This window comes from Floridaenema evergladense BLCC-F167, from assembly GCF_041929205.2.
Classification (GTDB): domain Bacteria; phylum Cyanobacteriota; class Cyanobacteriia; order Cyanobacteriales; family Aerosakkonemataceae; genus Floridanema; species Floridanema evergladense.
Window position 1 is genome coordinate 3,768,070 of record NZ_CM171625.1, and the last position, 21,979, is coordinate 3,790,048.

The window sequence follows — 21,979 nt, forward strand, 5'->3', positions numbered from 1 at the left end:
AAAATGTTACGATCGCCAGTTATTGATATTAAAGATCTCGCTCATTTCTTCGGTCAAGGTCAACTGAAAAAACAGGTGCTTTTCGATATTAATTTGCAGATTCAGGCGGGAGAAGTTATCATTTTAACAGGGCCTTCTGGATCGGGAAAAACTACTCTTTTGACCTTAATTGGTGGACTACGTTCTGTCAGTCATGGTAGTCTTAAATTGTTAGACCAAGAGTTGTGTAATGCTTCTCCGGGAGAGTTGGTAAAAGCACGTCGTCGCATTGGTTATATTTTCCAAGCACACAATTTACACAAGAGTTTAACGGCACAACAAAATGTACAAATGGGTTTGGAATTGCATCGGGAATATTCGGTGGGGGAAATGCGATCGAAATCTGCCGAAATGCTGGAATTTGTAGGTTTAGGAAATCGGATCGATTACTACCCGGAGGATTTGTCTGGGGGACAAAAACAACGGGTAGCAATTGCAAGGGCTTTAGTCAGTCATCCGAAAAGGGATGAACAGGGATTACTACCCGGAGGATTTGTCTGGGGGACAAAAACAACGGGTAGCAATTGCAAGGGCTTTAGTCAGTCATCCGAAAATTGTTTTGGCTGATGAACCGACTGCTGCTTTAGATAGTAAATCTGGTCGAGATGTGGTGAATTTGATGCAAAAACTCGCCAAAGAACAAGGTTGTACTATCTTAATGGTGACTCATGATAATCGGATTTTGGATATTGCCGATCGCATTGTTCACATGGAAGATGGACAGTTATCTAATTCTAATTTGCAGTTAGTTACTGCTGGGTAATAGAGATTTTTTTGAACCGCGAAGAGCGCGAAGGAAGAAAAAGAAAAGATTATTTTTTCATCTGCGTTCATCTGCGTTTATCTGCTTTCATCTGCGGTTAAAAAAAGATCTCAAACCTCAGACTTAGTTGCTAAATCCATTTTACTTTCATTTTGTTGGCGAATCTTGGCATAAATTTTATAAATCGCCACAATCACCAAAGTTAACGCCACAAGACTAGCAATAGCTGAATTTACTGGTAAGCTTTGTTTGAAAACTGCTAACAAAACGATCGCCAATAACAACACAGTCGGAACTTCATTTAAAATCCGAAACTGTTCGCTTTTCCAAGTTGATGTTCCTGCCGCTAATTGTTTCATAATTCGACCGCAATAAAAATGATAACCAATTAAAACGGCGACTAAAAGCAATTTAAAATGTAACCAAGGGCTTTTTAAAACATCGGGTTCTGTGAAGATAATTGCGATCGCCATTGCTGCTGTTACTACCATTCCCGGCGTAGTAATAATTTTGTAAAGGCGTTTCTCCATGATTTCATATTGTTGCTTGAGAATTGTTTTTGCAGGTTCCGGTTTTTCCTCTGCTTCTGCATGGTAAACAAACAGACGCACTATATAAAATAACCCAGCAAACCAAACAACAATTCCTATTAAGTGAAATGTTTTAAACCAAAGATAAGCCATGACTCATTTCCTGCAAAAGTCTCGACCCAATATTTTAGCATTGTGGGAGGTGTTGCGATCGCATTGAGATCCCCCTAAATCCCCCTTAATAAGGGGGACTTAAACCAAATTCTTGTTCCCCGTAAATTGCGCGATCGCAAATATCTGCGATCCCCCTAAATCCCCCTTAATAAGGGGGACTTAAAACGGATGTCTTGTCCCCCCCTTAATAAGGGGGGTTAGGGGGGATCTAGCATCTGTAGCAAATTGCGATTAAATTGCTCTAGAAAGCAAGTTTTCTGTTCTTGGTTTAGTATGAGTATCAAAGACGATCGCAATATTTCGCACCAACAACCTTCCCATCGATGTAACTTCAATCCGGTTAGCGGATATTTCCAGTAAACCATCTTTTTCTAAAGGTTTTAGTGCTTCTAATTCTGACGCAAAATAGCTATCGAAATCAATATTATACTTCGCTTCGATTGTTGATTTCTCCAACTGAAAGTTAGACATAATTTGCATAATCACATCGCGGCGCAAAATGTCAATCTGACTAAGTTTAAAACCGTGACTTACTGGTAAAGAACCAGCATCAATTGCTTGGTAATATTCCTTCAAAGTTTTCTGGTTTTGCGCCAAAGTATCCTCCAACATACTAATTGAAGTTGCACCAAAACCAAAAAGATCGATTTCTGGTTTAGTTGTATAACCTTGAAAGTTGCGCTTTAAGGATTTTTGTTGTTGTGCGATCGCCAACTCATCATTCGGTTTAGCAAAGTGATCCATCCCAATAAATACATAACCATTATTGGTGATTTCTTGAATCGTCATTTGCCAAATTTCCAGCTTTTCTTGCGGTTTTGGTAACGCAGCTTCCGGGATGTTTTTCTGTACAGGTTTCATCCAGGGAACATAAGCAAAATTAAATACTGCAATTCTGTCAGGATCTAATTGCACTGTCTTTTTAATTGTTTCCTTAAAGCTAGACAAAGTTTGGAAAGGTAAACCATAAATCAAGTCAACATTCACGCTTTCAAAACCCGCATCTTTAATCCATCCCATCGCTTCAAAAAGCATTTCCTCTGGTTGTACCCGATTCACTGCTTCTTGCACTTCGGGATTAAAATCTTGAATCCCAAAACTAATTCGGTTAAATCCTAATGACTTTAAGAAGAAAATATAATTTCTATCTACGTATCTGGGATTAATTTCGATCGAAACCTCTGCATTAGCATCAAAGTTAAAATGGCGATCGATCTTTTCCCAAAGTGATTCAACTTGTTCTAAAGATAAATAATTCGGCGTACCACCTCCCCAATGTAATTGTAAAACTTTCCGTTGCGAGTCAATCAAATTCGAGGTAAGTTCGATTTCTTTAAATAAATATTCGAAATATTTATCAGCAATTCTCTTGTTATTAGAAACTACTACATTGCAACCGCAGAAATAACAAGCACTTTGGCAAAAAGGTAAATGAAAATATAGCGATAAAGGCGTATGGCGCGAATTAGAAGCTTCAATTGCTTGGCGATAATCCAACTCTGTAAAATCTTTGCTTAACTCAGTTGCAGGTGGATAGCTAGTATATCGAGGTGTGGGATTGTCGTATTTTTTAATTAAGTCGAAATCAAAACTTACATCTTGCAAAGAGAATCTCATTTACCTTGTCTCCACAGTTGACCAATGTTCGATGTTGCTGTCAATTAATGTGAATTAATATTTAAGCATACATCGCTATTTAGTTATACGGCTTTTAATGAATCTTAATATTTTCTAAAAAGCAAATTAAATTTTAACTGTTGACTAATTTAGCTTTTCTTAGAAATAATAAAATTGTCTTTGATTCGAGAAAAAGAATATGCTTACAGAAGAAGACCAACAAAACTTAAAACAGCTAGGCGTAGAGTGCAAACAAGCTAATTTTCCTGCATCTGTGGTTTTTGGACAGTTACTAAGCAAAGATCCAGGGTTTGGGTCGATTGTACAGACGGTTTGCTTGAATGATGACGGTCAAATTGATCCACAAGAAGCTAAATTAGTAACGTGGGCGCGTAATTTTGTTTTTCGTTTTGAGCCGCAAGATGGTCAGGAGGCATACAGCTTGATACGGGAAGGAGAGCATAGTTAACCTCTTGTTAGGTCTTTAATTATCAAAGGGAAATAGTTTTTTTTAAAAATTATTTCCCTGTAGTCAATAGTTCTGAGAGTTTAAATTTCCTAACTCCTGAATCATGATTAATGACAAAAAAACCATCACTCATGAACAGAACCATCTGGCATAATTGCGCCTCTTAAATTAGCATCAGTTAAGATAGTTCTGGTTAAATCTGCGCCTAATAAATTAGCTTTTTGTAAATTTGCTCCTGTCAAATCAGCATAACTTAAATCTGCACCTTGCAAACTAGCTTCACTGAGATTTGTTTGATAAACTTGCTCCTTTTTCCAAACTGATAAATTAGCGCGACAAAGTTTAGCATTATCCAATTTAGCATAACTTAATTGCACTCCATTTAAGTGAGCATAACTAAAGTCGGCTTGACTCAAATTTGCACCTTTTAAATCAGTTTGTTGATGTGAAGTAGGGCGAAAATCGGCTTCAAACAAGATTGCTTTAGCTAAATTTGCACTACTTAAATTACAACCACATAAGCAAGCTTTGGCTAAATTTGTCTGTTCTAAATTTGCTTTAATTAATATTGCGCCACTTAAATCTGCTTCTCGCAATTGTGCTAAAGAAAGATTGGCTTCAGTTAAATCTGCACCCCAGAGAATTATTTCACTTAAATTTGCTTGACTGAGGTTAGCTTGAACTAGATTTGAGTGTCCTAATCTAGCTTCCCGCAAGTCACTATTGCTGAGGTTAGCGCCGTGAAGATTAGCACTCACCAAATTAGCTTCCCGCAAATTAACTACAGCTAAATCAACTTCAGCAAAATCTCTTTCGGCTGCTGCATATCGTCTCAGCAGTTCATCAACATCCATAATTTTAAAGCTGTTATCTTCATGTGCGTTTTGTATCATGACACAATTTTATTAAAAATGTTCTAATAGTTTGATTAAACTTTTCTGGTTCGACTAAAAATGCCCAATGATTTCCCGGAACTTGGGTAACTTGCAAATTTTTCAGATACTTTTTGTAAGGTTGTAATTGCCAATCGAAGCGATTTACTCCTTTTTCTGGCTGAATGAACAAAGTGGGAATGTCGATCGCACGCACAAACCCAGGTTCCAACATTACTTCATCAAAAATACCATCCCTTGCCGCAATTGTAAACTTACTAACCCAACTTCCATCAGCTTTTTGTATCAGACTTTCTTGAAAAATTTGCTGTTGTAAAGGAGTCCAACCTTGATATTGATTTAATAATTTTGCCTGTACGACAGCTTGTTCGTAATTAGCAAATGGTCCCATACCTTTCAAAAAAGGTAAAACTTGATATAAAAATGGAAAAGTTAACTTAACTACTCTGGGAAATTTCCAAATAAAAATCGGATCGACTAAAATCATACTGCGAAAACGTTGGGGATTTTTTCTCGCCCAAATAGCGGCTAATTTACCCGTCCAAGAATGTCCTAAAATATGGGCACTTTGCCATCCTAACTTATCCATTAATGCTTCTAAATCTGCGATCGCACTCTCAAAACTATAATCCTTTTCCGGTTTACTACTCTCCCCATGTCCCCGCATATCCGGCGCAACTACATGAAATTCATCAGCTAAATCATCACCCAAAATTGACCAAACCAAAGCATGATCCGCTAAACCATGCAACAATAAAACAGGTTCCTTTCCTTGATTCCATTCTAAATAAGAAAGTTGAATCTCCGAAGTTGATAAACTTTGACGTACAGCCATTTTCCCCACTTTTGTAGATTTTCCCAAATTAACCTTAAGTACGTTGTTGCGCTTCAGCGCTAATAAGAGCGCTGAAGCGCAACAACGTACCTATTTCAGTATATTACGTGGAGGTATATTCTCACCTTGATAAAATCGCTTTTCCAACTTACCAAGATACAACCAAACTGCACCTAAACTTAGACTTAATCCCGTTAACAAAGCTGTTGGTAAAATCGCTTTTTGATTCAGTAAAACTGCGATTATGGGTGTAATTGTCCAAGCAAATGCCACACCAACACCCAACCCCAGCCTAACTTTTTGAATGTTCGCCAAAGCAGTGCGACAACTATTACATTTAGTTGTGTGAGAGTGATACCTATCTAACAACTCTTCACGAGACAAAGCCGGAGGTAAACTAGTATTAGGAAAGGGATCGACACTATATTGATTTACCCATTGGCGCAACTCAAACACAAAACTATCTGCTTTTGTTGGCAGATAAAACGCCTTAGTAAAATTCTCACTTCCCACTTCTTCTAAATAGCGTTCTTGATGATGCAAGAAAATTTGGTCATCCTCCAAAACTCTATTTTGTCCTAAATGAGAATACCAACGGGGAGTCAATTTAATAAATAAACCGGGCAACTTCGAGGCAAACTTAAAAGGGAAAATCGCAAACAAACGACATTCACCTTTACGAATTGGAGTAGCATAAACCACCGTTAAAGTTCTGCCAAACTGCTTAGAAGTTAAGTCATGCCACATTAAATTCGGCGCAATAAAAGTAGTATCTTGTCTTCCTAAAGTACCCTTTCTTGGCCCCTCTTGCCAAACACCTTTAAAGCCATTTTTCCCAGACTCAGTAACTTCTAATTCCACTGGACTAGCATAACTCCGATTCCCCACCGTGCGATGATGAGTGTAAGGAACATGACTCGCATCCAACACATTTTCTAACAGTGTCAAAGCATCATAAGGCAAATCTCGAAAAGTATTAATACAAATCCATTCATCAGGATTTTCTTCTATTGCGTCTACAATTGGCACTTTGGTTAATGCTGCGTTTTCCGGTTTTCCTGGATAAACAAACAACATTCCCTGTTTTTCAATTGTTGGTAAAGAAGCAACACAAGCCCTTTTAGAAGTTTGGGCTTTACCATCAGCAACTTGCTGGGGAATGCGATCGCAATTACCATTTCCCGCAAAAGCCCAACCGTGATAAGGACATTCTAATAAACCATCTTCAGCAACTCTACCTTCAGAAAGACGTGCCAAACGATGGGGACATTTATCATCAAAAACTCTCCAACTTGAAGTGTTTTTATCCCACCAAATGACAATATCTCTTCCTAGCAAAGTAAAAGGTGTCGGTTGCGACTTAGACAAGTCTGCCAGATAATATACAGGATACCAAGCTTCTTGCCAGTCGAAGCGATCGCGATCGTTCCCACCCGCAAGCATTTCTGCTGTTTTATTCTCAAGTGTTGGGGAAGTTGTCACCATACTTTGTGTCTCTACTCATTTCCACCTTCTTAATTGTGACTTTTATTGGAAATTTTTGCCGATCGAGTCGCCATAGTGCTAAGTTTGTAGTTGCCTATGCTTAATTAGTTGAAAAATTAGTAATATAAAGACGTAAGCTAAAAAATATTTAGGAATACCAAATGAATCCATGCCCTAAATGTGGTGGAATTATTAATGTAAAATTATTAAAACGCCGCGTTGATGCTCCACCACTCTATTCTTATTCCTGTGCTGATTGTGGTTATACTTTACAAGAAAAAGATTTAGAAAATAATGATAGTGACAGGCAAGCACATTATCGAATGAGTATGCCTGAAGATGTAAAAATGTATGTTCCTGATTAATTGAATCTAAAATCAAAAGACCCCATTGTAACTGAAGGTAACGGGGTCTTAATAAAAAGAAATCTTTGGTAGGCATAACCTACCCTATTTAATTTGACTACAGTTGGCGCATTTCTGCTTCCAACATCCGCACTAAATTTTCGTCTCCATTAGCTCTAGCAACTTCCAGACGGTGTTCAAGTCTTCTTTGGATGTTGGCGCGGTGGACATCAGCGACTCTTTGTAGATCTTCACGTTTTCTGTTCATTTTGGACTCTTTCTTTTACTTAACTGCTGTACTTTGTATACCCTCATTATAACTAAAATTTGGAAAACGGTATCTAAATTTACAGAAATTTATGACTTGATTCCTAATAAAGTAAGTTCTGTTTCGGCTAACTTTCACCCAGTTGTAGGATGCCAATCAAAGCAGGCTGTGAGAAAGGTAAACCCAAGTTTTATTTTCTGTTCCCCGTTTCCTGTTACCTTCTTCAATGAATCAACAAAGGATTGTGACTCTTTTAACTGATTTTGGGTTAAGCGACATCTATGTTGGAGTGATGAAAGGTGTAATTGCCGGAATTAATTCCACATTAAAAGTAATTGATTTAACTCATGAAATTCCGCCACAAAATTTGATTGCAGCGAGATTTTGTTTAATGAATGCGGTTTCTTATTTTCCCCAAGATACTGTACATATTGCTGTGGTAGATCCAGGGGTGGGAAGTAATAGGAAAGGAATAGCAATAAAGTTTGCTGACGGTTTTTTAGTTGGGCCTGATAATGGTTTATTTAGTGGTATTCTTAGTCAAAGTCCAGTTATTTCAGCAGTAGAATTAACTAATTCTAATTACTGGCGCACTAATTCGCCTAGTACAACTTTTCATGGTCGAGATATTTTTGCCGCAGTGGGGGCACATCTGGCTAGCGGTGTTTCTTTTGAGGATTTGGGAAGAGTAATCGATCCTGAAAGTTTGGTAAAATTGCCAATGGCTGAATGCCGAGAAAAAGAGGGAATTTTAGAGGGTTGTATTCAGTATATCGATCGCTTCGGCAACCTAATTACCAATATCCCAGGTAATTTAGTTATAGGCAATAGTTGGACTGTAGAAATTGCCCAAGTAAACATCCCCGGTAAACGAACTTACAGCGACATTCCCATTGGAAGTTTAATCGCTTTAGTTGGTAGTCATGGATGGGTAGAAATTGCCGTTAATCATGGTAATGCTCAGTTAAAGTTACAACTAAATTATGGAGATAAGATAAAAGTTTTACTAAGTTAATCAATTGTAGATACAATTACTAAAGGTGTTTTCTGAAATTTAGCCATGACTCAAGTACTAGATTCATCTGAACAAAAAATTTATCAGGGACAATTTGGGGAGTTTACGATTACTCAGGGCGATCGTACAGGCGTAATCGTCTATCGTGCCAGCTTAATCATAGCAGCATTGAGTTTTGCCACTGCCACTTGGTTAGTTCTAACTCAAATTGACAATCCAATTACCCTCAATACAGTTACTCTTTTGTACGCAATATTCTGTTTAGCATTGGGAGTAAGCTTATATACAATTCATATTTACATGACATCCTTACATCGCGCATTGCAAATCTTTTGGGGAATCGGAGTTTTAACTTCCATTGTGTTAGCTATTCAAAGCAAACAACCCCTAACATTGTATATTTATGAGCATCCATTCACAATTTTAGGAATCGGATTTCTCTTCGCCGCATTAACAGGAATTTATTTCAAAGAAGCCTTTTGTTTCAATCGTTTTGAAACTAAAATCTTGACACCAATAGTACCCTTGTTATTAGTCGGACATCTCTTTAACTTAATTCCCCCAGACATCGAACAAGTTTTATTAGCAATTTGGGCAATTTTGTTTGTCGTATTCGCTGGGAGGAAAATTCTACAAGAAATTCCCCAAGATATCGGAGATAAAAGCGTTTTTGAATACTTGAAAAACCAGCGTACAGCTAAAGTCTGAGAAAACTTTAATCTTATGGGATAATCAAATCAGAAGCGAGTAAATTATTTTAACTAGTGGAAGAACGGATATTTTGGTTAGCTTGGTCGCAAATTTCAGGAATCGGCCCAATTTTAATCAAACGGCTGCAACAGCATTTTATCTCGCTGTCAGCCGCTTGGGAAGCCAGTCCGAATCAACTTAAAGAAGTAGAGGGATTTGGTAATAAAACAGTGCAAGCAGTGGTGGAAAAAAGGGCAAAAATTGACCCCGAAAAATTCCTCAAACAGCACTTAGAAAAAAACCCTAACTTTTGGACACCAGCTGACCCCGAATATCCCCGTTTGTTGTTAGAAATATCTAACCCACCGCCAGTACTTTATTATCGAGGAAAACCCCAACTTTCCGAAAATCAAGGCATCACTCCCACTATTAGTATTGTCGGTACTCGTTCCCTTTCTGAATATGGAAAACGTTGGACTAGAAAAATTAGTGCCGCTTTAGCCAAACAAGGATTTACTATAGTTTCTGGTATGGCAGAAGGCATTGATACCGAAGCACATGATGCCTGTTTAGAAGTAGGTGGAAGGACTTTAGCGGTGTTAGGAACTGGTGTAGATGTAGTTTATCCACCACAAAATAGCAATTTATATGAACAAATATTAGCGAACGGTTTAGTCTTAAGTGAATATATCGCCGGAACTCAACCAAATCGCACCAATTTTCCCCCACGAAATCGCATCATTGCAGGTTTAAGTCGAGCAGTATTAATAATGGAAGCACCCAACAAATCTGGAGCTTTAATTACTGCTGATTATGCTAAAGAATTGCAACGAGATATTTATGTATTAACTGCTCGATTAGATGACTATAACTCTCACGGTTGCTTAAAATTATTAAACAAAGGCGCTAATGCAATTCCCGTTGAATTCGATGAACTTTTAACCATGTTAGGAGCAAAACCTGTAGCAGACAAAGCAGATTTTTCATCCTTGCCATTATTTAACCAACCGGAACCACCAATTCCCGAATTAGAACCAGACTTAAAACAAGTTTTCCAAACTCTTACCACAGAAGCTTTATCCTTTGATTTAATAGTACAACAAAGCGGTTTAGCGGCGAGTGTTGTTTCTAGTGCATTATTGCAATTAGAATTAATGGGATTAGTAACCCAATTGCCAGGAATGAGATATCAGAAATGTTAGCCAGAAATTTTACACATTAGTCTCTTTAACTTGTATCTGAACAGAAAAACCCAAAGTATTTAGTAAACATACTAAAGTGTAAATTTCTTTTCCTTCTATTTCTGAAAGCAGTTTATTAAGCTTTTCGGGATATTCTGTAGGTGCTGCCGAAACATTATTTATTTTTAACTTGGCATTAATAACATCTTGCATAACTGCCCTAATTAGTTGAGAGTCACTATCTTCCGAGTCTAAAGCTGCACTCAAGTAAGCAGCAGCTTCTTCAGGGTTTTTAAGTGATTCGATTAGTGCATCTTGCCAACTATCACTTAATCGAGTCTTCGCATCTTTCATGGTAGTTTCTCCAGTATTCTTGTGCTTTACGAATGTCCAGTTCTTGAGTACTTTTATCACCGCCACAAAGTAGAAGAATAATTGTTAAACCTACTTGCCCAAAATATACTCTGTAGCCTGGGCCATAATCAATTTTAAGCTCACAGACTCCTTCTCCAACAGAACGATAATTTCCTAAATTACCGAGGCTAACACGCTTAATCCTTTGATTAATTTTAGCTCGAATATTGCGATCGCGCAGTGAATCAAGCCATTCAGCGAAAGGAATTCTTCCATCTTTTGTAATATAACGCTGAACATCCCTTGGTTGTACTTCCATAAATTTATTTAAAATTACAAAATTTTATGGTACTTGCCAAATCTTAATAGTTTTATCTCCACTACCGCTAACTAAAAACTTACCATCAGGAGTGAAAGCAACAGCAAAAATTGGGGCGGAATGTCCCTGAAAATTAGCTACTTGCTCTCCAGTCATCACATTCCATAATTTAATAGTTTTGTCATCACTTCCACTAGCTAAACTCTTACCATTTGGGCTAAAAGCAATAGCATTAATATCAGCCGTATGTCCTCCGGTAAAAGTGCGTAATTCACGTCCTGTATTTACATTCCACATCTTAATAGTTTTATCATCACTACCGCTAGCCACTAATTGACCATCCCGACTCAAAGCAATAGAATTAATATCACCTGAATGCCCTTTTAAACTGCGTAATTCCTTACCTGTTTGCCAATCCCAAACTTTCACATTTTTATCCACGCTACCGCTAACAAGAATGCGATTATTATGGCTAAAAGCAACAGAAAGTACAGGAGCAGAATGACCTGTAAAAGTACGGCTTAATTCTCCAGTTTTTAGATTCCAAATTTTGATAGTATTGTCATAACTACCAGAAGCAATGTTTTGATTATCGGGACTAATTGCTACAGAATTAATCGAACTCTTATGACCTGCTATATTAAGTAATTCTTGTCCAGTTTTTAAATTCCAAACCTTAACAGTGTTATCCTTACTACCACTAACTAAACTTTCCCCATCAGGACTAATAGCAACTGAATAAATCCAATCAGAATGACCATTGAGGGTAGGAATTTCTTTACCTTCATTTAGTTGCCACAACTTAACGCTTTTATCATCACTACCGCTTGCAATTGTTTTGCCGTCGCTACTAACAGCTATAGTATTTACTTCGTCAGAATGCCCGACTAAAGTGCGGGGATTATTAGACTTTTGCCAATACCAATAACCACCCCCTACTAATAGCAAAAAAACAATTCCTAACCCAGCAATTAAAGCTTTAGGTTTGTGATTAATTTTCGGTTTTTCAACTATCGGTTTGTCAACAGGCTTTTCTATGAATGATGTTGATGGCTGAGTGAGTTGGGGAATATTTTGGTTGATTGTTGTTGGTAAATTCTCTGTATGCAAATCTCGCCACACTTCATCTGCTGATTGATAACGCTGCTGCATATCTTTTTGCAACAGTTTATCTAGCACGTAACCTAAATTATCGTTGATGGGTTTAGGCAAATATCGCTGCCAATTTTTTGCCCATTCATAACCGCTATTAACAAACAAATTATGGGGACTAGTTTGAGTTAATAATCTAAAACAAGTCACACCCAAACTATATAAATCGCTGACTGGATAAGCTGTGCCATCTTGCATTTGCTCGACTGGGGCATAGCCGAGAGTTCCGATGTGAGTGCCAGGTTGACTTATGGTAGTTGCGGTTAACTGTTTGGCTATACCAAAATCAATTAGGACTAACTTACCATCAGTGCGACGACGAATTATATTATCGGGTTTAATATCGCGGTGAATTACTTTTTGTTGATGTATAAATTGCAATACTGGTAATACATCAATTAAAAATTCGCGAATTTTCTGTTCGCTAAAAGCGCCTTGTTTACCCAACTCTTGCAACAAGTTATCTCCTTCGATAAATTGCTGCACTAAATACAAAAGTTTGTCTTCTTCAAAGTAAGCGAAAAGCGTAGGAATTTGGGTATGTTCTCCTAATAATTGGAGTCGTCTTGCTTCTTGCTGAAATAGTTCGGTAGCTTTTTGAGTTGCCCAACTACCCTGCGCTTGTGGTAAAAACTGCTTGACAACACATCGCTCATTGAGTTTATCTATGTCTTCGGCGAGGAAAGTTCTGCCAAAACCTCCAGCACCGAGTAGCTGAATGATTCGGTAACGGTTACGCAGAGGCGCGAGTGATACCCCACAACTTTGGCAAAACTCAGTCCCATCAGGGTTTTCCGGCTTATGGCAATCTGGATTAAGACAACAAATCATACTTTTGACAGACGCACCTTTCTCTGTCAATGGTAATTCTTCTTTCAGGATACTCGGAGAAATTTTGGAGTGATTACTGAAATATCTGCTATGAATACCAAGTTAATCAATAGGGGCAAAAATCTACTACTTACAAGCATCTTAGCTGGTATTTGGTTGGGAAGTGGTTTAGCAATAGCTCAACAAACTAGACCAACAAGACAAGTTTCTGATGCACAGGTAAACGCGATGGTGGAGGCTTTGCGAAAGGCTGCGCCGCCAAACCGCGAAAATGATGGGATGTACAGTGATTGGCAAGTTTTACCGGGTATTATTCCTGATTGGACTAAACGCTGTTTGGGAAGGCAACTAACTCCTGCTGAATTTGAGTCTGATGCTAAAGCTGCTAGGGAAACTGTAGCTTGTATTGCTCGACGGGAGTTAAATAGGTTGTATAGTGCCACTGGTAATGAAACTGCTGCTGTACGTGGTGCTGCTTGTTGGTGGATGACTGGTAAAGATAACGCTTGTACCAGTGGCGGGACGGCGACTTACGTGCAAAGGGTGCTGGGTTTCTATCAGCAACAGGCGCGAACTAGTGGTACAACTGAGAAACCTGCTACTAGACAGACTCCTACCGAGGAACCTGCTACCCAACCAACGGAGGAACCTGCTGCTACTCCGAAACCAACTTCGATAAATCAACCTTAAGAGAATGGCTCTTTTGTACTTGTGGTATTTTGGGGATTGGGATTTCTTATTAGTCAGGTTTGCCGATCGCCATAAGTATGAGAGAGCCATTTTTTTATAATTAAAATAGGAATAATTTACTCTTCGCCAGAATCTTTCATAAAAAAAGGCCGATCGCACTTCAATTTCTCACTAAATAGTATCAATAAAAACTAATTTACCTTAATATGTAAAATTATGATAATCTGAATTGCAAATAATGGCAAAACTACCAAGTGAAACAAAAGCCACCATTTTAAATCTACTGGGACAACTGGCAGAATTAATTGATGAAGCAGCAGCAACAGAATCAATAATTGCCCAACAGTTCGGGGAGACAGAGATAACTATTTCGACACTGGATGACTTACTCAATGTGAGAGAACGGCTGAGAGATTCTTATACTCGTCTGTCTACTATTTTTCTCAATATTTCAGAATCCCAACCCAGAGCCTCTGCTGCTATGCTAAATTTACTATATCAGACCATTGAAAATAGTGAAGCAGCAATAGCAGCTTCAGATGCCACTATTCAAGAAGCTAAAAGAGACATGGATTTACTATGAATCAGCCCAAAAAAGTACCAGATCCAGAAAAATTAAAACGCACACACGAACGCTTTCAGCAAACTATCTACCAGTTGGATATGTTGAATTTAAAGCTGGAAGAATTAAACGCGATGCTGGAAGCAGATTTGCGTCGCCAAAAGTTAGAACGGCTGGAGAGAAGAAAGAAGTTCGCGATCGCACCAAAACCCCAAGAATGATAATCTAATTTTGAACTAAGAAAGAGCGATCGCCAAACAAAGAAAGAGCGATTCCAACTTCTACTTAATATTACCCACTTTAGGTAACTCCCCCTGACTCAAAGCTTTTGCCAAATCTTTTCGCAACGCTTCTAAAAAACCACAATCATTAGTAATATCTGAAACCTCATCCTCATCTAAATCTTCCTGATTTTTCAGGGCTTCTCGATAAACCTCGATCCGATAATCAAGCGCTTCAATAATAAATTGAACATCTTTAAAACTCAAGTGCATAAAATTTTAGAAACTGAAGATTAACTCACCTTTTCAAAAGAAGCAGCAATCAACCGCAATGCTGCCTTGTACTCTTCTAACGGCATATTATAGCGAGGTTTCCACAACCAATGCTCATTATGATCGTTGACTAACTCTAACTGAGCGGGAATATCCGTACCTTGCGACAGTTTCCACCAATTTTTGCCAGATTTTAGAGTTGCAAAGGTAGAAATTCCACCGCCTAAAGTAGCATTAACCCAGACTTCCTCTCCTACATCGTAGACAGCAATATCTCTGTTAGGTCGGACATTATCCATTCTAGGGGAACTAGCATTACCTTGTCGATATAAGTTAATCGGTGTTTTCGCCATCTTATCAAGTTCCATAAAAAAAGAGCGATCGCAAAAGATCGCCCCAAACTCATATCAAAGTTAATTAGGAGGAAAAGCCTAAACTTTTGCCTCTTCTTTCACCAACTTATCCCAACCCAAATCTTTCAAATTATTATTCCGACGCAAAGGACGAGTTACTAATTCCAAAATATCTCTTGCATTGGTAAAACCGTGAATTTGAGCGAAAGTAAACTCAACTGACCACTTAGTATTAATTCCTCTAGCTTCCAAAGGATTAGCATGAGCCATACCAGTAATTACTAAATCTGGATTCAACTCATAAATTCGTTGAATTTGATTATAATTATCCGGCTTTTCCACAATTCTTGGTAGAGGAACACCCATTTCCTGACAAGTTTTTTCTAACATTGCCAACTCAGCTGCTTGATAACGCTTATCCATGTAAGGAATGCCAATTTCAGGACAAGTCATTCCGCAGCGAATTAGGAAACGAGCTAAAGAAATTTCCAGTAAATTATCGCCCATGAAAAAGACAGATTTGCCGCGAATTAATTTAATATAATCTTCCAAATTTTCCCAAATTTGTTGTTCTCTTTCTGCCAAACCTTTTGGCTCAATTCCAAATACTGAACAAATCTTTTCAATCCAAGCACGAGAACCATCAGGACCGATCGGAAATGGCGCACCAATCAGTTTACACTTACGACGACGCATTAAAGTAGTAGCAGTGCGACTCAAGAAAGGATTGACACCAGCGACATAATAACCTTCCTCTAAAGTTGGCAATTCAGTAAACCGCTTCGCAGGCAACCAACCAGAAACTTTAATTCCTTGTTTCTTCAATTCTAAAGTTAGTTGAGTAACAACTGGATCGGGCAAAGAACCGAACAAAACTAAAGGCGGGTGATCGACATATTCTGATTCTTCGGCTTGTACTTCCTCTTTCTTTTTACCGAAGTTCAGTAGTTTAGCGATCGCATTTCGCTCACTCTTCTCCGCTTCCACAACCGGAGCCTTATCGGGACAACGAGCCGCCATAGCCGCCAAAACCGTATCTTCCCCTTGAGTAAAAGCGTAGTCCAAACCGTTAGCGCGTGCAACCACGATCGGAATTCCAATTTCCGATTCTAACTTCGGAGCCAAACCTTCCAAATCCATTTTGATAATTTCGGTCGTGCAAGTGCCGATCCAAACAATTACACTGGGATTGCGATCGCGCTTAATTTGCACGCACAGCCGCTTCAACTCCTCATAATCATTCAACTGCGCCGAAATATCACCCTCTTCCAACTCTGCCATTGCATAACGAGGCTCAGCAAAAATCATCACCCCCATCGCATTTTGCAGAAAATAGCCACAAGTCTTAGTTCCAATTACCAAAAAGAAACTATCTTCGATTTTCTGGTATAACCAAGCCACACAGCTAATCGGGCAAAAAGTGTGGTAATTCCCAGTTTCACAATCAAAATTAAGCCCTTCAGGTTGAGCCAAAGTCATAAAATAACCTCTTTCCTTCAAGTTATGTCAAGTAGAAATGGGTGTGGATAGGGTGACAAGGGGACAAGGAGACAAGGGGACATTTACCCCTTTAACCTTTTCCCTTGGAGCCTTCTGCCTTCTGCCTTTTTTCTGCCTTCTGCCTTTTTAAGGAGCGAAACTGAAGCAAAACTGGGAAAATACCACAGTTTAACTATTTCCACTCATCATCTAAGCTGTTTTGATTTGGATCGGCAAAAGGATCGAAATCTAAACTACCGAAGGCATCTTCCTCATCGTCCGACTTTTTCTCCGTGTCAGAGCCAAAATCATCAAGCGAGAGGTCGCCAAAGTCTGCCAGAGACTCCTCACTTAACTCTTCAGTTTCGCTACCCCAGACATTTAATCCGCTAAACTCTGAATCTGAAGTGTCGGTAAGTTCTTCAGTATCAGCGGTATCGCCAAAGGTATCTAGCGATATATCAGCAAAGCCTTCTTCGCTTTCATCATCGCTCAAGTCTACCAATGATTCATCCGTGCCAAAATCATCGATCGCAGATTCCTCAACAGCCAGACTCGACTCATCTCCCAAATCATCAAGATCCTCTAATCCAACTTCCTCTTCCTCAGTCAAAGCGGTAACAGCAAATACCCCAGCACCAGCTGCTGCTACACCAACTGCCGCGACACCAAGTACACCTGCATTAGAAGAATCAGACCCTTCAGACTCAGAGAAGTCCGACAAATCATCCAAGTCCGATTCAGCAGCTTCTTCAGTTGTCGCAGGTTTTGCAGTAGAAGGCGCTGTAGCAGCACCTTTCATAGGTGGACGTTTCCCTAAAGCCACATCCGGGTCAAAATTCAACTCCAAAACCTCAATCAAAGAATCTGGATCGGAGTTGAGCTTGGAAAACGGCAACATCAACTGTGCCAGTTTTGGCTCCAACGCATTCAAAACCCCCAGGATGAGGTAAGAAGATGGTCGCCGACCCCCATCTGGTGTTTTAACATTTTCTACTTCCATTTGTAGAGCCAGCCAAGATTGATTCAGCTGGTAATACTGCAACCATTTTTGCTTTAAAGCCGATGTGAAGTCATCAAAAAAAGCCACTGATCTTCTCCCTCATCCTGATAGCTAGACATTTCTAAACCATCATTAAGTCTAGTTCTTCTTCCTCCGTCTTGATCTGTGGTTTTGTAGGATTCAGGTAAAAATCTGATAACAGAGCGAACAAATCCCTATCTGGAGCGTCATTTGGCACTACTCCTTCTGGACGAGCCAAAATCTGATCTGCAATATTTAGGTAATAATCGCACACATAATTTAACGAAGGGTCTTTCTCTGCCATTTCAAACAGAGTCTTGCCCTTGACGCGAGACACCCGAATATCTTCAATTAAAGGTAAAACTTCCAACACTGGCATCGGCACTGCTTCTACGTACTTTTCAATCAAGTCTCGCTTAGAAGTCCGATTGCCAATTAATCCGGCAAGGCGCAATGGATGAGTCCGGGCTTTTTCGCGCACCGAGGCAGCAATCCGATTAGCGGCAAACAAGGCATCAAAGCCGTTGTCTGTGACGATCATGCAGTAATCGGCATAGTTGAGGGGAGCAGCAAAACCACCGCATACTACGTCACCGAGAACGTCAAACAAAATTACATCGTATTCGTCAAAGGCGTTTAGTTCTTTGAGTAGTTTAACTGTTTCACCCACAACGTAGCCACCACATCCAGCACCAGCAGGAGGCCCACCAGCTTCTACACAGTCAACGCCTCCATAACCTTTGTAAATTACGTCTTCGGGCCAAACGTCTTCGTAGTGGTAGTCTTTGGCTTGCAGTGTATCGATGATTGTGGGAATTAAAAAGCCTGTGAGGGTAAAGGTGCTGTCGTGTTTGGGGTCGCAACCAATTTGTAGGACTTTTTTACCTCGTTTGGCAAGGGCAACGGAGATGTTACAACTTGTTGTTGATTTGCCGATTCCGCCTTTTCCGTAAACTGCAAGTTTCACGATCGTTTCTCCTTAAATGGTGCTTTGTCAAAGTCTGGGAATGTTATCCGCTGCTTGAGGGCGCGTTTTTTTAAGCTCTTTGACTGCATTATTGACGATGTTTCCGACAAAATAAAGAGGCTTTCACAACAAATAGCTATGTAATCAGGCTTATTCTGGCTCTAATAGTTCTTTTTTTGTGAAAAATCTCTATCAAGATGTTTCAAGTTTTCAAAGAAGCTCAAAACAATATTTATGTTTGAAAATTTTGTATTTAGGTACAAAAGGCAAAAAATTTCTCTGCTTAAGGAGTGCAGAACTCGGAAAAGCTAAATTAGTGGGAATAGTGGTTACACTGCGTTAAGGCACCCTACGCTGGAGTAACTGGAAATCAGTTCGTTTAATTTTGATGGGGAAGTAGCGATCGATCGCTCCTACAAACCCTTTCCCGCAACTATCGAGAATTTTCGTAAATTATTATTAAATCTTGAAGGGGACTAGGGACTAAGGATTGGGAGAGTTTTGAGTTAAACACTTTCCCTTGCCCCCTTGTCCCCCAGTCCCCAGTCCCCAGTCCCCAGTCCCCAGTCCCCAGTCCCCAGTCCCCAGTCCCCAGTCCCCAACACTACTCATTTCGCCATAACTTAATGGTGCGATCGTCGCTGCCAGAGGCTAAAATTTTGCCATCGGGACTAAAGGCGAGGGTGCGAACTTGGGCGGAATGTCCGCTGAGGGTGCGGAGGAGTTTTCCTTGCTCGACTTGCCAGATTTTGATGGTATTATCGCCACTATCGCAGGCTATGGTTTCGCCGTTGGGACTGTAGGCGATCGACCAAACAGAGCCGGAACTACTTGTCAGAGTGTTGAGTAAATTTCCGTTGCTTAACTGCCAGAGTTTAATCGTGTTATCGCCGCTGATACTGGCTAAAAGTTCGCCATCGGGACTGAGTGCGATCGCCCAAATTGAGCCAGAATGACCAGTAAGAGTATTTAGTAATCTGCCACTGTTGAGATCCCAAATTTTAATGGTATTATCCCAACTTGCACTAGCAATAGTTTTTCCATCAGGGGTAATGACGATCGATTCTACAAAGTCCGAATGTCCCGTTAAAGTATTAAGTAATTTACCACTACTCACCTGCCACAATTTAATATTTCCGTCACCACTACCACTCACCAAAACTTCTCCATCAGGAGTAAAAGCTAGGGTGAAAATAGTTACAGAATGTCCGGTGAGAGTGCGAATTAAATTACCATTACCCAATTGCCATAATTTGATCGTGCAGTCAGCACTACCAGAAGCTAAAATCCTGCCATCTGGACTCATTGCTAAACAAGCCACTGTATCAGAGTGAGCGTTAATTGTAGAAATTAGCCTGCCATTACCTGATTTCCAAAGTTTAATCGTTTTATCAGCACTACCACTAATCAACATTAGTGCATTAGGGGTAAAAGTCAGACAAGTAACTGTATCTGAATGTTCTACTAAATTGTTCGCACATCGCCAATTACGCATCGGAATTAATGGTGCAGAATTGGGCGGTGGAACAACTTTTCTCCAACTTTCTGTGTACAATTCTTTGAGGACTTCGGTTGCCGATTGATAGCGTTTTTTGAGAGAATCTTTGAGCAATTTATCTAATACTTGATAAAGTTGATCGCTAATATCTGCACCCAAACGCCGTAAATAATCTCGCCATACCCAACCGCCTTCTATAGGGTTATAAATTTCATCAAGAGCAGCTTGAGTTAATAGTTGAATACAGACAAGACCTAAACTATAAAGGTCGCTAGCGGGATAAATTCTGCCACCGCGCAACTGTTCTAAAGGTGCGTATCCTTCGGTAGCGAGATTAAACCGAATCGGGGTAAATTTGTTATCAGTTAATTGTCGGGAAATGGCAAAATCGATGAGAATGTGTTTGCGATCGCTCTTTCTCCTAATAATATTCGTCAGTTTAATATCTCGATGAATTGCCTGACGATTATGCACAAATTGCAACACAGGTAAAACATCATGCAACAATTCCCGAATTTGTTGTTCGTTGTACGCCCCCTGTTCTTGCAATAGCTGGGATAAATCTTGCCCTTCAACATATTGATTCACCAAATATAGGCGTTTATCCTCTTCAAAATAAGCATAGAGCGTGGGAACTTGGGGATGTTGTTCTCCCAATTGTAGTAACTGTCGCGCCTCCTGTTCAAACATTTGGGTAGTTTTCGCCATTGCCGAGTTATTGTTTTGAATTTGGGCTAATGGCAAAAACTGTTTGATGACGCACGGAGAGTTTAACCTGTCTGTATCTTCAGCCAAAAAGCTCCGACTAAAAGACCCTTCACCAATTGGGCGAACGGCTCTGTAGCGCTTTCTCAGAAACAATTCTGACCCACAAGCGGGACAAGTCTTTGCTTCATCGCGGTTTTGCGGCTTTTTACAGAAAGGGTTGAGGCAATAGCTCATACCTGATAAGAATTAAGCGGCTTGAAATAATGGTAATGCCTACTAGGATAGTTGCGAACAGAAGTTAAATGTTTTTTTGAGGAAATTTTTTAGTTTTAGGGAACAGGGAACAGGGAGCGGGGAACGGGGAACAAAAGCTGTACCAAAAGTAACCAGAAATCAAGGGAAAATTTCGGAATAAGTTGATATAATTTTTAATTAATAAAATACAAAATCTAAAATCAAATGACTTCAGCTTTTACATCAGAAATAGTTAGTAATTGGCCCGATCATACACAGTTACCGGAATCAAATGGTACTTTCGTGAAAAATTTCCAAGAACATCCTCAAAGTATACTCTTAACTGATTCGATCGAACCAATTTTGCAAAGAATTCATCCTGACGGACAATACTGCATCGGTCAAGATTGTGGCATATATTGGCGAATGACTGAGCCACCAGAAAGAGGCGCAGAAGCACCTGATTGGTTTTATGTGCCAAATGTACCACCAATGCTGAATGGTGAAACGCGCCGTTCTTACGTGATGTGGCAAGAATTTATTCCACCTTTAATTGTCTTAGAATTTGTTTCTGGGGATGGTACAGAAAAACGGGATAGAACACCAATAACTGGTAAATTTTGGGTTTACGAACAAACAATTCGTCCGGCGTTTTACGGGATTTATGAAGTAAGAAAAGCGAGTGTTGAAGTGTATCATTTCATCGAAAATCGCTTTGAATTACTCAGCGCAAATGAACGGGGACATTATCCAATTGCACCGTTAGGGGTTGAGTTAGGTATTTGGCAAGGACAGTATCAAAATATGGAATTGCCTTGGTTGCGCTGGTGGGATTTAGATGGAAAATTGTTGTTAACAGGTGCGGAACGCGCAGAAAGGGAATGGCAACGAGCAGAACGTTTAGCAGCAAAATTGCGAGAATTAGGCATTGACCCAGAGGTATAATTTTTCTACGGCAATACCGATAAAAAAAGGTGTAAACACCGATCCTGCTAATTGTGTCAACTTTCC

Annotated in this window: 24 protein-coding genes and 1 pseudogene; 10 read left to right on the forward strand and 15 right to left on the reverse strand. The window is 39.6% G+C overall.

The features are described 5' to 3' along the window. The first annotated feature begins 3 nt into the window (after window positions 1–3). Window positions 4–802, forward strand: a pseudogene (locus ACE1CA_RS18360) (DevA family ABC transporter ATP-binding protein). A 110-nt stretch (window positions 803–912) separates the two neighbouring features. On the opposite strand, the gene hemJ reads toward ACE1CA_RS18360, so the two are convergent. Together hemJ and hemN are read right to left on the reverse strand one after the other, a co-directional pair. After that, entirely contained in the window at window positions 913–1,485 is a 573-nt protein-coding gene (gene hemJ, locus ACE1CA_RS18365; protein ID WP_413280996.1) for a protoporphyrinogen oxidase HemJ, read from the reverse strand. Window positions 1,486–1,737: 252 nt separating this feature from the next. Continuing rightward, window positions 1,738–3,123, reverse strand: a complete 1,386-nt coding sequence (hemN, locus tag ACE1CA_RS18370) for an oxygen-independent coproporphyrinogen III oxidase (RefSeq protein WP_413280997.1) — start codon at window positions 3,121–3,123, stop codon at window positions 1,738–1,740. A gap of 199 nt (window positions 3,124–3,322) precedes the next feature. Here hemN and ACE1CA_RS18375 point away from each other — a divergent pair, with 199 nt between their 5' ends. Continuing rightward, a complete protein-coding gene (locus ACE1CA_RS18375) occupies window positions 3,323–3,592 on the forward strand; it encodes a hypothetical protein (protein WP_413280998.1) in 270 nt (89 codons plus the stop codon). A 125-nt stretch (window positions 3,593–3,717) separates the two neighbouring features. On the opposite strand, the gene hetL is transcribed toward ACE1CA_RS18375, so the two are convergent. From hetL to ACE1CA_RS18390, 3 genes are all read right to left on the reverse strand, one after another. Continuing rightward, window positions 3,718–4,446, reverse strand: coding sequence for a heterocyst differentiation pentapeptide repeat protein HetL (gene hetL, locus ACE1CA_RS18380; RefSeq protein ID WP_459563707.1), 729 nt, complete (start codon window positions 4,444–4,446; stop codon window positions 3,718–3,720). Between the two features lie 19 nt (window positions 4,447–4,465). Next, entirely contained in the window at window positions 4,466–5,320 is an 855-nt protein-coding gene (locus ACE1CA_RS18385) for an alpha/beta fold hydrolase (RefSeq protein ID WP_413281000.1), read from the reverse strand. A gap of 90 nt (window positions 5,321–5,410) precedes the next feature. Next, window positions 5,411–6,805, reverse strand: a complete 1,395-nt coding sequence (locus ACE1CA_RS18390; protein WP_413278109.1) for an aromatic ring-hydroxylating dioxygenase subunit alpha — start codon at window positions 6,803–6,805, stop codon at window positions 5,411–5,413. 161 nt (window positions 6,806–6,966) lie between these two features. On the opposite strand from ACE1CA_RS18390, the gene ACE1CA_RS18395 reads away from it, so the two are divergent. Continuing rightward, on the forward strand, window positions 6,967–7,170 hold the full coding sequence (locus ACE1CA_RS18395; RefSeq protein WP_413278108.1) for a hypothetical protein: 204 nt from the start codon (window positions 6,967–6,969) through the stop codon (window positions 7,168–7,170). Between the two features lie 97 nt (window positions 7,171–7,267). On the opposite strand, the gene pirA is transcribed toward ACE1CA_RS18395, so the two are convergent. After that, complete coding sequence (pirA, locus tag ACE1CA_RS18400; RefSeq protein WP_413278107.1) at window positions 7,268–7,417, reverse strand: arginine synthesis PII-interacting regulator PirA; 150 nt, start codon at window positions 7,415–7,417, stop codon at window positions 7,268–7,270. Window positions 7,418–7,643: 226 nt separating this feature from the next. On the opposite strand from pirA, the gene ACE1CA_RS18405 reads away from it, so the two are divergent. From ACE1CA_RS18405 to dprA, 3 genes are read left to right on the forward strand one after another with little or no spacing between them, the layout of a single operon-like run. After that, window positions 7,644–8,432 (forward strand): SAM hydrolase/SAM-dependent halogenase family protein, encoded by a 789-nt coding sequence (locus tag ACE1CA_RS18405; protein WP_413278106.1) that lies wholly within the window; start codon window positions 7,644–7,646, stop codon window positions 8,430–8,432. Window positions 8,433–8,477: 45 nt separating this feature from the next. After that, window positions 8,478–9,140 (forward strand): DUF2301 domain-containing membrane protein, encoded by a 663-nt coding sequence (locus ACE1CA_RS18410; protein WP_413278105.1) that lies wholly within the window; start codon window positions 8,478–8,480, stop codon window positions 9,138–9,140. A gap of 56 nt (window positions 9,141–9,196) precedes the next feature. After that, on the forward strand, window positions 9,197–10,324 hold the full coding sequence (gene dprA / locus ACE1CA_RS18415) for a DNA-processing protein DprA (RefSeq protein ID WP_413278104.1): 1,128 nt from the start codon (window positions 9,197–9,199) through the stop codon (window positions 10,322–10,324). Between the two features lie 9 nt (window positions 10,325–10,333). On the opposite strand, the gene ACE1CA_RS18420 is transcribed toward dprA, so the two are convergent. From ACE1CA_RS18420 to ACE1CA_RS18430, 3 genes are read right to left on the reverse strand one after another with little or no spacing between them, the layout of a single operon-like run. Then, window positions 10,334–10,657: a helix-turn-helix domain-containing transcriptional regulator gene (locus tag ACE1CA_RS18420; RefSeq protein WP_413278103.1), complete on the reverse strand. Its 324-nt coding sequence runs from the start codon at window positions 10,655–10,657 to the stop codon at window positions 10,334–10,336. Further along, window positions 10,629–10,976, reverse strand: coding sequence for a type II toxin-antitoxin system RelE/ParE family toxin (locus ACE1CA_RS18425; protein ID WP_413278102.1), 348 nt, complete (start codon window positions 10,974–10,976; stop codon window positions 10,629–10,631). The genes ACE1CA_RS18420 and ACE1CA_RS18425 overlap by 29 nt, the downstream gene beginning before the upstream one ends. A gap of 24 nt (window positions 10,977–11,000) precedes the next feature. Beyond that, entirely contained in the window at window positions 11,001–12,959 is a 1,959-nt protein-coding gene (locus ACE1CA_RS18430) for a protein kinase domain-containing protein (RefSeq protein WP_413278101.1), read from the reverse strand. A 90-nt stretch (window positions 12,960–13,049) separates the two neighbouring features. Here ACE1CA_RS18430 and ACE1CA_RS18435 point away from each other — a divergent pair, with 90 nt between their 5' ends. The 3 genes from ACE1CA_RS18435 to ACE1CA_RS18445 all read left to right on the forward strand — a co-directional run bounded on the left by ACE1CA_RS18435 (window position 13,050) and on the right by ACE1CA_RS18445 (window position 14,432). Then, window positions 13,050–13,649 (forward strand): hypothetical protein, encoded by a 600-nt coding sequence (locus ACE1CA_RS18435; protein ID WP_413278100.1) that lies wholly within the window; start codon window positions 13,050–13,052, stop codon window positions 13,647–13,649. Window positions 13,650–13,887: 238 nt separating this feature from the next. Further along, complete coding sequence (locus ACE1CA_RS18440; protein WP_413278099.1) at window positions 13,888–14,232, forward strand: hypothetical protein; 345 nt, start codon at window positions 13,888–13,890, stop codon at window positions 14,230–14,232. Then, window positions 14,229–14,432 carry a hypothetical protein gene (locus ACE1CA_RS18445; protein WP_413278098.1) on the forward strand — a complete coding sequence of 68 codons (204 nt, stop codon included), beginning with the start codon at window positions 14,229–14,231 and terminating at the stop codon, window positions 14,430–14,432. The genes ACE1CA_RS18440 and ACE1CA_RS18445 overlap by 4 nt, the downstream gene beginning before the upstream one ends. 60 nt (window positions 14,433–14,492) lie before the next feature. Here the strand turns inward: ACE1CA_RS18445 and ACE1CA_RS18450 are convergent, their stop codons facing one another. The 6 genes from ACE1CA_RS18450 to ACE1CA_RS18475 all read right to left on the reverse strand — a co-directional run bounded on the left by ACE1CA_RS18450 (window position 14,493) and on the right by ACE1CA_RS18475 (window position 20,968). Then, window positions 14,493–14,705 (reverse strand): hypothetical protein, encoded by a 213-nt coding sequence (locus ACE1CA_RS18450; protein ID WP_413278097.1) that lies wholly within the window; start codon window positions 14,703–14,705, stop codon window positions 14,493–14,495. A gap of 20 nt (window positions 14,706–14,725) precedes the next feature. Further along, complete coding sequence (locus ACE1CA_RS18455) at window positions 14,726–15,058, reverse strand: Tse2 family ADP-ribosyltransferase toxin (RefSeq protein WP_413278096.1); 333 nt, start codon at window positions 15,056–15,058, stop codon at window positions 14,726–14,728. A gap of 78 nt (window positions 15,059–15,136) precedes the next feature. Continuing rightward, complete coding sequence (locus ACE1CA_RS18460; RefSeq protein ID WP_413278095.1) at window positions 15,137–16,537, reverse strand: ferredoxin:protochlorophyllide reductase (ATP-dependent) subunit N; 1,401 nt, start codon at window positions 16,535–16,537, stop codon at window positions 15,137–15,139. A 193-nt stretch (window positions 16,538–16,730) separates the two neighbouring features. Beyond that, a complete protein-coding gene (locus ACE1CA_RS18465) occupies window positions 16,731–17,627 on the reverse strand; it encodes a DUF5331 domain-containing protein (RefSeq protein ID WP_413278094.1) in 897 nt (298 codons plus the stop codon). Between the two features lie 34 nt (window positions 17,628–17,661). Further along, window positions 17,662–18,528 (reverse strand): ferredoxin:protochlorophyllide reductase (ATP-dependent) iron-sulfur ATP-binding protein, encoded by an 867-nt coding sequence (gene bchL / locus ACE1CA_RS18470; RefSeq protein WP_413278093.1) that lies wholly within the window; start codon window positions 18,526–18,528, stop codon window positions 17,662–17,664. Window positions 18,529–19,132: 604 nt separating this feature from the next. Next, complete coding sequence (locus ACE1CA_RS18475) at window positions 19,133–20,968, reverse strand: WD40 domain-containing protein (RefSeq protein WP_486517438.1); 1,836 nt, start codon at window positions 20,966–20,968, stop codon at window positions 19,133–19,135. Window positions 20,969–21,193: 225 nt separating this feature from the next. Here ACE1CA_RS18475 and ACE1CA_RS18480 point away from each other — a divergent pair, with 225 nt between their 5' ends. Further along, entirely contained in the window at window positions 21,194–21,913 is a 720-nt protein-coding gene (locus ACE1CA_RS18480) for a Uma2 family endonuclease (RefSeq protein WP_413278091.1), read from the forward strand. Window positions 21,914–21,979 lie beyond the last annotated feature (66 nt).

Excerpts from the sequence above, each read along its gene's own strand:
- hemJ (WP_413280996.1), bottom strand. The coding sequence starts at position 1,485 with ATGGCTTATCTTTGGTTTAAAACATTTCACTTAATAGGAATTGTTGTT.
- hemN (WP_413280997.1), bottom strand. The coding sequence starts at position 3,123 with ATGAGATTCTCTTTGCAAGATGTAAGTTTTGATTTCGACTTAATTAAA.
- ACE1CA_RS18375 (WP_413280998.1), top strand. The coding sequence starts at position 3,323 with ATGCTTACAGAAGAAGACCAACAAAACTTAAAACAGCTAGGCGTAGAG.
- hetL (WP_459563707.1), bottom strand. The coding sequence starts at position 4,446 with ATGGATGTTGATGAACTGCTGAGACGATATGCAGCAGCCGAAAGAGAT.
- ACE1CA_RS18385 (WP_413281000.1), bottom strand. The coding sequence starts at position 5,320 with ATGGCTGTACGTCAAAGTTTATCAACTTCGGAGATTCAACTTTCTTAT.
- ACE1CA_RS18390 (WP_413278109.1), bottom strand. The coding sequence starts at position 6,805 with ATGGTGACAACTTCCCCAACACTTGAGAATAAAACAGCAGAAATGCTT.
- ACE1CA_RS18395 (WP_413278108.1), top strand. The coding sequence starts at position 6,967 with ATGAATCCATGCCCTAAATGTGGTGGAATTATTAATGTAAAATTATTA.
- pirA (WP_413278107.1), bottom strand. The coding sequence starts at position 7,417 with ATGAACAGAAAACGTGAAGATCTACAAAGAGTCGCTGATGTCCACCGC.
- ACE1CA_RS18405 (WP_413278106.1), top strand. The coding sequence starts at position 7,644 with ATGAATCAACAAAGGATTGTGACTCTTTTAACTGATTTTGGGTTAAGC.
- ACE1CA_RS18410 (WP_413278105.1), top strand. The coding sequence starts at position 8,478 with ATGACTCAAGTACTAGATTCATCTGAACAAAAAATTTATCAGGGACAA.
- ACE1CA_RS18420 (WP_413278103.1), bottom strand. The coding sequence starts at position 10,657 with ATGAAAGATGCGAAGACTCGATTAAGTGATAGTTGGCAAGATGCACTA.
- ACE1CA_RS18425 (WP_413278102.1), bottom strand. The coding sequence starts at position 10,976 with ATGGAAGTACAACCAAGGGATGTTCAGCGTTATATTACAAAAGATGGA.
- ACE1CA_RS18430 (WP_413278101.1), bottom strand. The coding sequence starts at position 12,959 with ATGATTTGTTGTCTTAATCCAGATTGCCATAAGCCGGAAAACCCTGAT.
- ACE1CA_RS18435 (WP_413278100.1), top strand. The coding sequence starts at position 13,050 with ATGAATACCAAGTTAATCAATAGGGGCAAAAATCTACTACTTACAAGC.
- ACE1CA_RS18440 (WP_413278099.1), top strand. The coding sequence starts at position 13,888 with ATGGCAAAACTACCAAGTGAAACAAAAGCCACCATTTTAAATCTACTG.
- ACE1CA_RS18445 (WP_413278098.1), top strand. The coding sequence starts at position 14,229 with ATGAATCAGCCCAAAAAAGTACCAGATCCAGAAAAATTAAAACGCACA.
- ACE1CA_RS18450 (WP_413278097.1), bottom strand. The coding sequence starts at position 14,705 with ATGCACTTGAGTTTTAAAGATGTTCAATTTATTATTGAAGCGCTTGAT.
- ACE1CA_RS18455 (WP_413278096.1), bottom strand. The coding sequence starts at position 15,058 with ATGGCGAAAACACCGATTAACTTATATCGACAAGGTAATGCTAGTTCC.
- ACE1CA_RS18460 (WP_413278095.1), bottom strand. The coding sequence starts at position 16,537 with ATGACTTTGGCTCAACCTGAAGGGCTTAATTTTGATTGTGAAACTGGG.
- ACE1CA_RS18475 (WP_486517438.1), bottom strand. The coding sequence starts at position 20,968 with ATGAGCTATTGCCTCAACCCTTTCTGTAAAAAGCCGCAAAACCGCGAT.
- ACE1CA_RS18480 (WP_413278091.1), top strand. The coding sequence starts at position 21,194 with ATGACTTCAGCTTTTACATCAGAAATAGTTAGTAATTGGCCCGATCAT.